This is a genomic window from Microbacterium resistens (assembly GCF_031456305.1).
GTDB classification, from domain to species: domain Bacteria; phylum Actinomycetota; class Actinomycetes; order Actinomycetales; family Microbacteriaceae; genus Microbacterium; species Microbacterium resistens_A.
This window is the reverse complement of sequence record NZ_JAVDUM010000006.1, coordinates 191,022-204,204: the sequence shown is the minus strand read 5'-3', so window position 1 is coordinate 204,204 and position 13,183 is coordinate 191,022. Positions and strand designations below refer to the sequence as shown.

Sequence of the window (13,183 nt, the reverse complement as noted above, 5' to 3'; positions counted from 1 at the left end):
CGCTACGCCGCCGGGACCTCCGCGACGCCCTGCCGGGACTCCTCGCCCCGATAGCCCAGCTGCACCGTGCACTCCTGCGGGCGAGGGGCATCGCGCACGCAGTCCGCCGTGAGCGGCCCGCCTGCCTCGGCGAGGACGCCCTGCATCAGCCCGAGGTGGACCCGGCAGAGCACCGGGCGGTGCTCTGGCCGCGCCGCCGCATGCGGGCACGGCGAGAGCTCGATCCTGAGCCCTTCCTCGTCGACGACCGGCTCGAAGCCGCTCTCCTCGAGGTGCTCCACGAGGGCGTCGAGCTGATAGGTCGCATCGCGCCCGAGCTCGGACTCGCCGGTGCGCAGCAGCCGCCGCATGAGGTCGCCCCGCTGGGCGGCGGCCGACACCTTCCGGCGTGCGACGGGGCTCGATGCGTCCGGCGCGCCCGTGGCGGCGCTGTAGAGCGTGCGCGGACGCCCTCGGGTCGTGCGCCGCTCGGTCGAGGGGATCACGTACCCGCCCTCGATCAGACGCTGGAGGTGCTCGCGGACCGTGTTGGCGTGCAGGCTCGTGGCGGCGCAGAGCTCCCCGATCGTGCGCGGGGAGCGGGACTGCACCAGGTGGAGGATCCGCACCCGGGAGTAGCTCGAGATCGGCCCGCAGACGGGCCCGCCGTTGGCCATGAACTCATTATCTCCGGGCCGCGACACGCCGAACAGCCGTCGCGCCGTGAATAATGCCCCCGACGATAGGCGTTCCGGATCGTCACGATTCCGCTTCCGGATCGGACGCCCGTTGGGGTGGGGGCGGCCTGTCGGCCTGTCGGCCTGTCGGTCTGTCGGTCTGTCGGCCTGTCGGCCTGTCGGCCTGTCGGTCTGTCGGTCTGTCGGTCTGTCGGTCTGTCGGTTTGTCGGTTTGTCGGTTTGTCGGTTTGTCGGACGATCGCACCGCCGTCGGCCCGTATGGCTGAATCGGGCCGACATCCTGTCAACCATCCGACGGGATGCACAAGGTCCAACGGAATGAACAAGTCCGACGGACTGGACAGAAAGCCGATGACCCTCCAACCCGCGCGACCGTGGGCGAGCCGCCTCCGGTGTCGGTGGGCGCGGCTAGCCTGAGTGGATGGCCACCCGTCGCACCACCTCCGCGTACGTCTGCACCGAGTGCGGATGGACGACGGCCAAGTGGGTCGGCCGATGCGGCGAGTGCCAGCAGTGGGGCACCGTCGTCGAGCAGGCGGCGCAGACGGGGATCGTGCGTCAGGTCGCGGCCGTGGCTCCCTCCTCCGCCCGCACGGCGCGCCCCATCACCTCCCTCACCACGGAGGAGTCCCCTCGCCGATCGAGCGGCGTCGCCGAGTTCGATCGCGTGCTGGGCGGCGGGATCGTGCCGGGCGCCGCGATACTGCTGAGCGGCGAGCCCGGCGTCGGCAAGTCGACGCTGCTGCTGGAGGTCGCCGCGGCCGGTGCCCGCTCGGGCCGACGGGTGCTGTACGCGAGCGCGGAGGAGTCGACGGCGCAGGTGCGCCTGCGGGCCGAGCGGACCGGTGCGCTGCACGACGAGCTGTACCTGGCCAGCGAGACGGACCTCGCCACGATCCTCGGCCACATCGACGAGGTGCGACCCGAGCTGGTCATCGTCGACTCCGTGCAGACGGTCGCCTCCTCGCTCTCCGACGGGGCGGCGGGGCAGCCCAGCCAGGTGCGCGAGGTCGCCTCCACGCTGATCCGGATCGCCAAGGACCGCGGGCTGCCGATCATCATCGTGGGTCATGTCACCAAGGACGGCCAGGTCGCCGGCCCCCGGGTGCTCGAGCATCTCGTCGACGTGGTGTGCCACTTCGAGGGCGACCGGCAGACCTCGCTCCGTTTCATCCGGGCGCTGAAGAACCGGTTCGGCCCCACCGACGAGGTGGGGTGCTTCGAGATGACGGGGGCGGGCATCGCCGAGGTGCCGGACCCGAGCTCGCTGTTCCTCTCCCGCGGCCGGCCGGAGCCGGGCACGTGCGTCGCCATCTCCCTGGAAGGCCGCCGCGCGCTCCCGGTCGAAGTGCAGGCGTTGACGATCCCGACGTCCGCCCCCAACCCGCGCCGCGTCGTGAACGGGCTCGACGCCTCCCGGGTGGCGATGGTGCTGGCGGTGCTGGAACGCCGGGCCGGGGTGAAGACCAGCGACCAGGACGTGTATGTCTCGACCGTCGGCGGGGTGCGCTTCACCGAGCCCGCCGCCGACCTCGCCATCGCGATCGCCGTGGCCGGGACACTCACGAACAACGCCGTCCCGCGCACGCTCGCCGCGGTCGGGGAGCTGAGCCTCGCCGGCGAGGTCCGTCCGGTCACGCAGGCGAGCCAGCGCCGCACCGAGGCCGCACGCCTCGGCTATGCGCACGTGGTCGATGACCGCTCCGGTACGCTCCGAGGGGCAATCGCCGATGTCCGATCGCACTCGACGACGCGGCGGCGGGACGAGGACATCCCCGCGTTCTGAGGCCCGCGCGCCTTCTGAGGCTCGCGCGGTCGTCCCTGAACACCCGATGCGACCATCGGAGGCGGACATGGATGCGCGATCCGGACACACCTGATCCGGACACGGATGCACGACTCGGACACACCTGATCCGGACACGGAAGCACGACTCGGACACGGGTGCACGACTGATTCGCCGTGGGCCTCGTGCGTCCGTGCTCTGATCGTGCAAATGAACCGAGGAGCCCAGACCCGACCTGATCTGACCTGACCTGACCTGACCTGACCTGATCCAACCTCGAGCCGGCTCAGTCCTGTCCCAGCCTGTCCCGTCCCTCGGCCTGTCCCGCCCCTCGGTCTGCCCGGCGCTGGTCAGGCCCCGGCGTCGAGGGCCTTCAGGAGCTCCTCGGGCGGGGCCTGCATCGGGTGCGGACCCGCGATGTCGAGGAACACGGTCGTGATCTCGCCGCGGTGCGTGCCGAGGAAGGACCGGAGCCACGACGGTGAGTAGATGCCGACACCCGGCGGGAGGTTCGCGGGCTTGTGCTTCGCGTCGCTGAACAGCAGCAGCGCGACGTCACCGGACGCCGGGTCGCGGTAGGTCCAGACCTCACCGCCGTCGAGCGGGTTGTCCCTGGCACCGGGGCGGATCAGCGGGACGACCGTGTTCCCGTTGCGGAGGGCCAGCGCGACCGCCGCGATGTCCTGCTTCTCCAATGCCTGGGCGAGCGCCTCGGAGCGGAACTCCTCAGGGGCTGGCGCCTTCTTCTTCGCCTTCTTCGCGGACATCCGTCCAGCCTAGGCGACCGCGGATCCGCGCCGGAGAAGAGGCGGGCCCTCTCGAGTCGACCATTGGGGACTGGGTTACTCGAGAGGGCCCTCGAAGTTCCGCGGATGGATGTCGATGCGCTGGGGACGCTGAGAAACCGACGCCACTGGGGATGGCTCCATCCGATGCTCGGAACCGCGATTCATGGTATCCCAAATCCAGGAACCTGTCACGAGAACCGTCCGGACTTTCGTCGGACCCGACGCGACCACCCGGGTCAGTTCAGGATGAACTGCGCGGTCCCTGCACTCTCGAAACCACCGATCGACACGGCCACGTGGTACGTCGAGCCGCCGCCCGGCGCCTTCGGCCGGTCCGGCGCACCACAGGTCTCAACGCTGGACCTGGTGCGATCCCAGGCGACCGGGGCGGAGCTGGCCACGGTCGAACCGGCCTTGAGCGTGACCACCATGTCACTCGGGTTCTGCTGGCAGTCGGTCGATCGCCACCACACGTCCGCGCCGCTGGACACCGTGAACGCCTGAGTGGTCGTGCCGACGTTGAGCGTGCAGTCGGTCGAGCCGGAGTTCGTGAGGGAGATCGACAGCTGAGGCTGCACATCGGAGGCGTAGGACTCCGCATCGGTCACCGCCTTGACCTGGACGTCCTTCGCCGCGCACGCCGCGATCGACCCGTCAGCCGGAGGAGGCGTCGCACCGGGATCGGCCGTCGGCCCTGCGGCCGGCGTCGTCGCCGGCGTCGTCGGTGCGGGCGTCGTCGGTGTCGGAGTCTTCTCTGCGGGCGAGGTGGAGGAGGCCGTGGGCGCGGGCGCGTTCTGTGCCCCGTCGGCCCAGGACCGGGCGATGATGCTCCACACGAGGACGATCAGGATCACGAGCACCACGATGAGCCCGCCGAAGAACACGATGCGACGCCGCCGGTAGACCGCGGCCGACTGTCGAGGGCTCATGCCTCCAGGCTACGTCGCGGGACCCTCGTCTCCTCGGCGACGCCCCGCGATACGGCGAGCGCCGTCAGAGCTGCTTAAGCATGCGGGTGTTGCCCAGGGTGTTGGGCTTGACGTGCGCCAGGTCGAGGAACTCGGCCACGCCCTCGTCCCCGCTGCGGAGAAGCTGAGCGTAGACGTCCGAGTCGACGACCTGCTCGCCGATGGGCGCGAACCCGCGTCGAGTGAAGAACTCGACCTCGAAGGTGAGGCAGAAGAGGCGCGTGAGCCCGATGTCCCTGGCGTTCTCCTCGAGCCGACCGACGATGGCCCCGCCCACGCCGTGGTGCAGCCAGTCCTCGCGGACCAGGAGCGTGCGCACCTCGCCGATGTCCTCCCACATCACATGCAGCGCGCCGCAGCCGATCAGGATGCCGTCGCTCTCGGCGACCACGAACTCCTGCGTCGCGCCGTACAGCACCGCGAGATCCTTGCCGAGCAGGATGCGCCGCTCGACCAGCGGCTCCAGCAGCGCGGTGATGGACCGGATATCGGCAGCACGCGCCGGCCGCACCACATACTCGCTCACGTATCCAGCCTAGATCCGCATGCCCCGCTCCTCCGCGTCTCCGCCCGACCGCGTGTCCGGCCGACCGCGTCTCCGGCCGACCGCGTGTCCGGCCCGGCGCGTGTCCCACTTCTCGGCATTCGTGTCCCACTTCTCGGCGACCGTGTCCCGATTTCCGCTGCAGAACGGCCATCGAACAACCAAAAGTGGGACACAGGCTGGCGGGACACGGCCAGGCCAGACACGGCCAGGTGGGAACCGGCCAGCCGGGGCACAGCCAGGCGAGACACAGCCAGGCAGAAACAGGCCAGCCCGGCAACGGGGAACAGACCCGGGGGACGACAGAGGGGCGGATGCCGAAGCACCCGCCCCTCCGCTGTATCAGCGCGTCACTCGCCGCTGGCGACCGCCAGGTCGGGCGTCGCGGAGATCTCGCCACCGGTGTTGATCCCGACGGAGACCTTCTCGCCGCGCGGTCCGTGCTCGAACGCGAACTCGCCGTCCACGACGTCGACCTTCACGTGGTCGCCGGAGTTGAGCTCACCGTGCAGGATCTTCTCCGACAGGCGGTCCTCGACCTCGTGCTGCATCGCGCGACGCAGCGGACGGGCACCGAGCGCGGGGTCGAACCCGATCTCGATCAGACGCTCCTTGGCGGCCTGCGAGAGCTCGATCGTCATGTCGCGGTCGAGCAGACGGTCACCCAGGCGCTTCGTGAACAGGTCCACGATCTGCACGAGCTCGGACTTGCTCAGCTGCGGGAAGACGATGATGTCGTCGACACGGTTGAGGAACTCGGGCTTGAAGTGCCGCTTCAGCTCCTCGTTGACCTTGCCCTTCATCCGGTCGTAGCTGGTGGAGCTCTCGCCCTCCGCCTGGAATCCGACCGGCCCACCGGCGATGTCACGCGCACCGAGGTTGGTGGTCATGATGATCACGGTGTTCTTGAAGTCCACGATCCGGCCCTGGCCATCGGTCAGGCGGCCTTCCTCGAGGATCTGCAGGAGCGAGTTGAAGATGTCGGGGTGGGCCTTCTCGATCTCGTCGAAGAGGACCACGGAGAACGGCTTGCGCCGCACCTTTTCGGTGAGCTGTCCGCCCTCCTCGAAACCGACGAATCCCGGAGGGGCTCCGAACAGCCGCGAGACCGTGTGCTTCTCACCGAACTCGGACATGTCGAGCGAGATGAGAGCGGCCTCGTCGTCGAAGAGGAACTCCGCGAGCGCCTTGGCGAGCTCGGTCTTTCCGACACCCGTGGGGCCGGCGAAGATGAACGAGCCCGAGGGCCGCTTCGGGTCCTTGAGACCGGCGCGCTGACGACGGATCGTCTTGGACAGCGCGGCGATCGCCTCCTCCTGGCCGATGACCCGCTGGTGCAGGGCCCTCTCCATGAAGACGAGGCGGCTGGACTCCTCCTCCGTGAGCTTGAACACCGGGATGCCCGTGGCCTGCGCCAGCACCTCGGCGATCAGTCCCTCATCGACCACGGCCTGCGTGGCGACGTCACCGGCACGCCACTGCTTCTCCAGGCGCAGCCGCTCGGCGAGCAGCTCCTTCTCCTGGTCGCGCAGCGAGGCGGCCTTCTCGAAGTCCTGCTCCTCCGAGGCCTGCTCCTTCTCCTCGCGGACCTTGGCGATCCGGTCGTCGAACTCGCGCAGCTCCGGCGGGGAGGACAGGATCGACAGGCGGAGGCGGGCTCCGGCCTCGTCGATCAGGTCGATCGCCTTGTCCGGGAGGAACCGGTCGCTCACATAGCGGTCGGCGAGGTTCGCCGCCGCGACGATCGCACCGTCGGTGATCTGCACCTTGTGGTGCGCCTCGTACCGGTCGCGCAGCCCCTTGAGGATGTTGATCGCGTGCGGCAGGCTCGGCTCGTTCACCTGGATCGGCTGGAACCGGCGCTCCAGCGCCGCATCCTTCTCGAAGTGCTTGCGGTACTCGTCGAGCGTCGTGGCGCCGATCGTCTGCAGCTCACCGCGCGCGAGGAGCGGCTTCAGGATCGACGCGGCGTCGATCGCGCCCTCCGCGGCGCCCGCACCCACGAGGGTGTGGATCTCGTCGATGAAGACGATGATGTCGCCGCGCGTGCGGATCTCCTTCGTGACCTTCTTCAGGCGCTCCTCGAAGTCACCGCGGTAGCGGGACCCGGCGATGAGCGACCCGAGGTCGAGGGAGTACAGCTGCTTGTCCTTCAGCGTCTCGGGCACATCGCCCTTGACGATCGCCTGCGCGAGACCCTCCACGACGGCGGTCTTGCCGACGCCGGGCTCGCCGATCAGGACGGGGTTGTTCTTGGAGCGGCGAGACAGGATCTGCATGACCCGCTCGATCTCCTTCTCGCGCCCGATGACGGGGTCGAGCTTGTTGTCGCGCGCGGCCTGGGTGAGGTTGCGCCCGAACTGGTCCAGCACCTGCGAGCCGCCCTGGGCGGTCTGCTGGGTCTCGTGCGCTGCGCCGGAGACGGCCGCGGGCTCGCGCCCCGGCGAGCCGGAGAGCATCTGGATGACCTGCTGACGCACCTTGTTCAGGTCGGCGCCGAGCTTGACGAGCACCTGAGCGGCGACGCCCTCGCCCTCACGGATGAGGCCGAGGAGGATGTGCTCGGTGCCGATGTAGTTGTGGCCGAGCTGCAGCGCCTCGCGCAGGCTCAGCTCCAGGACCTTCTTGGCGCGCGGCGTGAACGGGATGTGCCCCGTCGGCTGCTGCTGGCCCTGGCCGATGATGTCCTGCACCTGCTCGCGCACGGCGTCGAGCGAGATGCCCAGCGACTCCAGCGCCTTGGCCGCAGCGCCCTCGCCCTCGTGGATGAGGCCGAGGAGGATGTGCTCGGTGCCGATGTAGTTGTGGTTGAGCATCTTCGCCTCTTCTTGGGCGAGGACGACCACACGACGGGCTCGGTCGGTGAATCTCTCGAACATGTCACTCCTTGTTCGCGTGCCCGCCTTCACGGGCTCTGGGCACTTCCGTGCCGGTACATCGAGAGTAACGAGCGGGCGCTGGCGGTATGCCCGTGTTCGCCGTCGGCATAGCGCACGGGCGGTCCCGCCTGCGTCGTCCCGCCCGGCTCCCGCTCGGCCTGCGCCCGGCTCCCGCCCGGCCTGCGCCGCGCCTGGGCCGCCCCGTGGCCGCGGCCCCTCACCGCGAGACTGCATCTGCGTCACGGGACTGCGCATATTTCGCGCTGTTTCGTGACGCAGATGCAGTCTCGACGAGAGGGGCCCCCGGAGGGGTCCGGCGAGGGGTTGCCCCTGTTATCGACAATCGTTATGTTAACGATTGTCGATAACACAGGACACGTTCGAGCAGAGGAGCAACGATGCCCCCTCCGTCCCTCACGATCGTCGGCCCGGAGCACGCCTTCCGGCATCCAACCCTGCACCGAAATGAAGGAGGAGACGCATGATCTCGCTCAGCGGAGACGATGCCTGGTCGGCGCTCGCGCAGATCGGAATCGCGCTCCTCGTCCTCGCGGCGATCGCCGGGATCGTCATCTGGCGCGGCATGCGGAAGGGGCGCAAGACGATCGTGCTCGACGTCGCCTATCAGCTCGCCTCCTGGGTGGCGATGATCGCCGTGATCGGGCTCGTCCTCGGCGTCCTCAACGCACTAACCGCATCGACCATCAGCGTGGGGCCGGCTCCCCTGCCGCCCTCGTGGCCGAGCACGGTTCCCTGCCTGGAGAGCAACCAGCCGTTCACCGGTCGGCCCTCGATCGTCTGCGGCGCTCTCCGGATGTCCGACGTCTGGGTCGCGGATCCGGGGATGGGCGTGCGCGTCCTCGCCGCCGGAAGCCGGGCCTGCGGCAGCGTGCTGATCGCCCTGCCCGCCGCCCTGATCTCGCTCATGTGTCACCAGGCACTCCGCGGCCACCCGTTCCACGAGTCCGTGGCGAAGTACCTCTTCATCGGGGCCGGGACCGCGCTCGTCATCGGGATCGCCTCCGATCTGCTCACGGCCATCACCGGAGTGACCGCGCTCCGTGAGATCCTCGCTCCGGAGGACCCGGGATACCCGCAGAGCATGCTCCTCACCCTGACACCGTTCCCCTTCGCGTTCGCGTTGGCCCTCGCCGCGCTCGGTGTGGTCTTCCGCTACGGCTCCCGGCTGCAGCGCGACACAGAGGGGCTCGTATGACGCCGGCGGCCCAGGACGACGAGGAGTCCGGAGTCCACTGCCGCCTCGACGAGCTGCTCGCGGAGCGCGGAATGAGCCTCACCGAACTGAGCGCGCGCGTGGGGGTCAGCATCGTCAATCTGTCGGTGCTCAAGAACGATCGGGCCAGGGCCATCCGGTTCTCGACCCTGCGCGCGGTGTGCGAGGCGCTGGACTGCGAGATCGGCGACCTCCTGGTCCTCGCCGACGAGTGACCTTTCCCGAGGCGATGCCGTGGGCGCGTGGCCAACCATCACCGCCACCGCTGCCGCGTCTATCGCAGCCGCAGCCTCCACCACGACCACCACCCCCACTGCGAGACTGCATCTACGTCACGAGGCTGCGCATATTTCGCGCTGTTTCGTGACGCAGATGCAGTCTCGACGAGAGGGGCGCCGGGCGAGATGCCCGAGGCCCGGCCCAGGGAGGACGCGCGAGCCGGGGGCGTCATGGTGCGTCACATCGGTGTGCGGGGTCCGGCGAGTCCCTAGCGTGGAGCACCGTGACGCGTTCCCCGCGCGCATCCGATCCCCTGGAGTCCCCATGAGCACCGCGACCCCCACCGCCCCTCGGGCCAAGGCCCCCGACACGCGCAGCCCCGCCCGCAGGCTGCTGACATCGTTCGGCTTCCAGATCATCGCAGCGCTGGTCCTCGGCATCGCCGCAGGACTCCTCGCCCGCCAGCTCGGCGCAAGCGAGAAGAGCCCCACGGCGTTCTCCGACACCCTCGACCGGATCGGCGGCTCGTACGTCACGATTCTTCGCGCCGCGGTCGTCCCGCTGATCTTCGCCGCGATCGTCGCGAGCATCTCCAACCTCCGTCGCGTCCAGAACGCCGCCAGGCTCGCAGGTCAGACCCTGCTCTGGTTCGCGATCACCGCGTTCATCGCGGTCACGATCGGGATCGTCCTCGGGATCGTCATCCAGCCGGGCGCGCGGGCGGGCTCGGGCCTCGAGCCCAGCGAGCCGTACGCCGTCGGAACCTGGTGGAACTTCCTCCTCGGGCTCATCCCGCAGAACTTCCTCGGCCTCACGGTCAGCACCTCCCCCGGCACCGCCGAGGGCACGTTCACCTCCAGTGTCGGCTTCAACATCCTCCAGGTGATCGTGGTGGCCACCGTCGTCGGCATCGCCGCGCTCAAGGCCGGGAAGAAGGCCGAGCCGTTCCTCGCCTTCACGGAGTCGCTGCTGAAGGTCATCCAGCGCGTGCTGTGGTGGATCATCCGGATCGCCCCGATCGGCACCTTCGGACTCATCGGCGCCGCCGTCGTGAAGTACGGCTGGGGAAAGCTCTCCTCCCTCGCCTGGTTCGCCGGCGCCGTCTACATCGGCCTCGCCCTGGTGCTTTTCGTCGTCTACCCGATCCTGGTGAGGGCGCACGGCCTGTCGGTCAGGCAGTACTTCTCCGGTGTCTGGCCCGCGGTGCAGCTGGGCTTCGTGAGCCGCTCGTCGATCGGGACGCTGCCGCTCACCGAGCGCGTCACCGAGCGCAACCTCGGCGTCCCCCGCGCCTACGCCTCGTTCGCGGTCCCCTTCGGGGCGACCACGAAGATGGACGGCTGCGCGGCGATCTACCCGGCCATCGCCGCGATCTTCGTCGCCCAGTTCTTCGGGATCGAGCTGAACTTCGTGCAGTACCTGCTCATCGTGGTCGTCTCGGTGGTCGGATCCGCCGCGACCGCCGGCACCACCGGCGCCACCGTGATGCTCACCCTGACCCTGTCGACGCTGGGCCTTCCGCTGGAGGGCGTCGGACTGCTGCTCGCGATCGACCCGATCCTCGACATGGGCCGCACCGCGGTCAACGTCGCGGGGCAGGCGCTCGTTCCGGCGATCGTCGCCAAGCGCGAGGGCATCCTGGATGAGGAGCTCTACAACGCTCCCCGCAACGGCCTCCCATTCGCCGAGGACCTCGATGAGTCGCCGTCGGCCGGAGATGAGGCCGCTGCCGCTGCCGCTGCCGAGGCCGGGGCTGGGGCCGAGGCCGGCGGGACCGGGGATCGGGAGCCCGCCGGGGTCCGCTGATCGACTCGTCCATCACCAGGGTGGTGTCCGGGATCCGTTCGATCCCGGACACCATCCATCCATGTCCCGAAATCTGTCCCATGTCCCGAAATCTGTCGTAGAACAGCCAGGCATCGACAGAAAGTGGGACACGAGACCCGGAAAGTGGGACACGGGGCGCCAGAAGTGGGACACGGGCGCCGAGACCCGGGACCGGAGACCGGAGACCGAAGACCCGGGACCGGCGGCCGGGACCGGAGACCCGGGGACCGGAGACCGGAGACCGACGACCGGGACAGGGGACCGACGACCGGGACAGGGAACCACACCACCGGACCGACCACCGATACCCGGAACCGAACCACCGATACCGGGGATCAAACCACCGGACCGAACCGCCGAGACCGGGGACCGAACCACCGCCGCACGAGCCCCGGACGGGCGTCAGCGGTCGCCGCGGGTCTCGGTCCGGGTGTCGAGCGCGAGCTCCTCGGCATCCATCGCCACGATCAGCTCGCGCATGACCTCCTCGTTCAGCGCTCCGGCATCGCGTTCCTCGATCAGCACGTTCCGACGCACCGTGAGCCATCCCTTGGAGAGGTCGATCAGCTCCTCGCGGGACGGACGCGGCACCTGCTCCTCGGCCTGCGCCTGCGTCGTGTCCCGCTCCACGCGGGTCATCCGCTTGGCGAACAGGTCGAAGCGCGCCATCGCCTCCGGACCGTGCTTGCGCTCCCACTCGTCGCGCTTCCCGGTCAGGTAGACCTTGCCCGCCTCCCGGGTGCGGGCGCGCACCTGGGCGAGCTGCTCCGCGTCCTCCCTGCTCTCCTCGTCATCGGCGATGTCGAGCATGCGGATGAGCATCGGCAGGGTGAGCCCCTGCAAGAGGAGAGTGCCGACGGTCACGACGAAAGCGACCGCCACGATCGCGTGCGACGCGGCCTCGTCGAGTCCCGCCAGATCGCTCGCTGCGAGGGCGGTCGCGAGGGTCACGACGCCGCGCATCCCGGCCCAGGACACCACCGCGTTGTCGCGCCAGCTGAGCTGCGGCTCGATGATGCGGGTCCGCTTGACCTCCTCCGCGGTCGGCACTCGGCCCGTCCGTCCGCGCCGGGCGTGCACCTCCTCGACCCGGTCCATCCGCCCCTGCATCCGCCCGTCGGTGAGCGCCTGCTCCCAGCGGCGGAGCCGGAACCGCTGCCACATCTGCCCCCAGGCCGATGCTGGATAGACGAAGAGCGGCCGCACCACGATGACCACGACCAGCACCACGGCCGAGAGCGCGAGGACGCCGCCGGCGTGCCCGGCGCCGAGGTCGGCGATCACTCGCGGAAGCTGCAGGCCGATGTAGGCGAAGACGAAGGACTCGAGCAGGAAATCGGCTGAGAGCCACAACGGCGCCTCCTGCTGCCGGGTCGCGTAGCTCGTCCGCGGGGCGTTGAACCCGACGACGAGTCCCATCGCGACGACGCCGAGCACGCCGGAGCCGCCCAGGTGCTCGGTGATCGCGTAGACGCCGAAGGGGGCGAGCAGGCCGAAGGTGCCGTTGACGACAGGATCCGAGATCCGCATCCGCAGCTGGTGCAGCCCGGTGCCGGCGACGACGCCGATCACCACTCCGACGACCACGGCGACGGCGAACTGCCAGAGCCCTTCCCCGACCGTGAGCGTCGCGCCGGCGACGATCGCGGCGAACACGCGGTAGAGGGTGAGCGAGGTGGCGTCGTTGATGAGGCTCTCACCCGAGAGGACCGTCATGACACGTCGCGGGAGCCCGAGCCTGCGGCCGATCGCGGCGGCCGACACGGCGTCCGGCGGCGCGACGATCGCCCCCAGCAGGAGCGCGCCGGGGAGGGTGAGCGAGGGCATGAGCAGCCAGGCGATGAGGCCGACCGCCGCGGTGGTGACCACGACCAGCCCGACCCCGAGCCGACGGATCTGCGGCATGCTGCGTCGGAAGCTCACGAACGAGACGTCCAGAGACGCCGAGTACAGCAGCGGGGGCAGCACGATGTTCAGGAGCAGGTGCCCGTCGATGCGGAGGTCGGGCACGAACGGGATGAACGAGACGGCGAGCGCAACCGTCGTCACCAGGAGCGGTGCCGGCCAGCCCCGCCATCGCGCGACGGCGGCCACCAGCACTGCGCCGACGAGGACGTAGAAGATCTCGGCATCCATGCGGGACAGGGTACCGGGCCTCACCGACAGCGAGGGGGGTGGGGTGTGGGCGCTGGGCGCTGGCGGCTGGGCGTTGGTGGCTGGGCATCGGTGGCTGGGCGTTGGCGGCTGGGCATCGGTGGCTG

Annotated in this window: 10 protein-coding genes; 4 read left to right on the top strand and 6 right to left on the bottom strand. The window is 69.6% G+C overall.

The window, feature by feature from the left end:
- Window positions 1-2: 2 nt before the first annotated feature.
- Window positions 3-656: an ArsR family transcriptional regulator gene (locus J2Y69_RS08795; protein ID WP_310019690.1), complete on the bottom strand. Its 654-nt coding sequence runs from the start codon at window positions 654-656 to the stop codon at window positions 3-5.
- A gap of 442 nt (window positions 657-1,098) precedes the next feature.
- Between J2Y69_RS08795 and radA the strand changes: the two genes are divergently transcribed.
- Window positions 1,099-2,463: a DNA repair protein RadA gene (gene radA, locus J2Y69_RS08790; protein ID WP_310019688.1), complete on the top strand. Its 1,365-nt coding sequence runs from the start codon at window positions 1,099-1,101 to the stop codon at window positions 2,461-2,463.
- A 350-nt stretch (window positions 2,464-2,813) separates the two neighbouring features.
- Here radA and J2Y69_RS08785 read toward each other — a convergent pair whose 3' ends face one another.
- The 4 genes from J2Y69_RS08785 to J2Y69_RS08770 all read right to left on the bottom strand — a co-directional run bounded on the left by J2Y69_RS08785 (window position 2,814) and on the right by J2Y69_RS08770 (window position 7,642).
- Complete coding sequence (locus J2Y69_RS08785; protein WP_310019686.1) at window positions 2,814-3,230, bottom strand: dehydrogenase; 417 nt, start codon at window positions 3,228-3,230, stop codon at window positions 2,814-2,816.
- Between the two features lie 257 nt (window positions 3,231-3,487).
- Window positions 3,488-4,180, bottom strand: a complete 693-nt coding sequence (locus J2Y69_RS08780; protein ID WP_310019684.1) for a hypothetical protein — start codon at window positions 4,178-4,180, stop codon at window positions 3,488-3,490.
- Between the two features lie 64 nt (window positions 4,181-4,244).
- Window positions 4,245-4,745, bottom strand: a complete 501-nt coding sequence (locus tag J2Y69_RS08775; RefSeq protein ID WP_310019682.1) for an amino-acid N-acetyltransferase — start codon at window positions 4,743-4,745, stop codon at window positions 4,245-4,247.
- A gap of 368 nt (window positions 4,746-5,113) precedes the next feature.
- Window positions 5,114-7,642: an ATP-dependent Clp protease ATP-binding subunit gene (locus J2Y69_RS08770; RefSeq protein WP_310019680.1), complete on the bottom strand. Its 2,529-nt coding sequence runs from the start codon at window positions 7,640-7,642 to the stop codon at window positions 5,114-5,116.
- A 481-nt stretch (window positions 7,643-8,123) separates the two neighbouring features.
- On the opposite strand from J2Y69_RS08770, the gene J2Y69_RS08765 reads away from it, so the two are divergent.
- From J2Y69_RS08765 to J2Y69_RS08755, 3 genes are all read left to right on the top strand, one after another.
- A complete protein-coding gene (locus tag J2Y69_RS08765) occupies window positions 8,124-8,858 on the top strand; it encodes a hypothetical protein (protein WP_310019678.1) in 735 nt (244 codons plus the stop codon).
- On the top strand, window positions 8,855-9,091 hold the full coding sequence (locus J2Y69_RS08760) for a helix-turn-helix domain-containing protein (RefSeq protein WP_310019676.1): 237 nt from the start codon (window positions 8,855-8,857) through the stop codon (window positions 9,089-9,091). Before J2Y69_RS08765 ends, J2Y69_RS08760 begins: the two co-directional genes overlap by 4 nt.
- 328 nt (window positions 9,092-9,419) lie before the next feature.
- Complete coding sequence (locus tag J2Y69_RS08755) at window positions 9,420-10,901, top strand: dicarboxylate/amino acid:cation symporter (protein ID WP_310019674.1); 1,482 nt, start codon at window positions 9,420-9,422, stop codon at window positions 10,899-10,901.
- 423 nt (window positions 10,902-11,324) lie between these two features.
- On the opposite strand, the gene J2Y69_RS08750 is transcribed toward J2Y69_RS08755, so the two are convergent.
- Window positions 11,325-13,058 (bottom strand): cation:proton antiporter, encoded by a 1,734-nt coding sequence (locus tag J2Y69_RS08750; protein WP_310019672.1) that lies wholly within the window; start codon window positions 13,056-13,058, stop codon window positions 11,325-11,327.
- Window positions 13,059-13,183 lie beyond the last annotated feature (125 nt).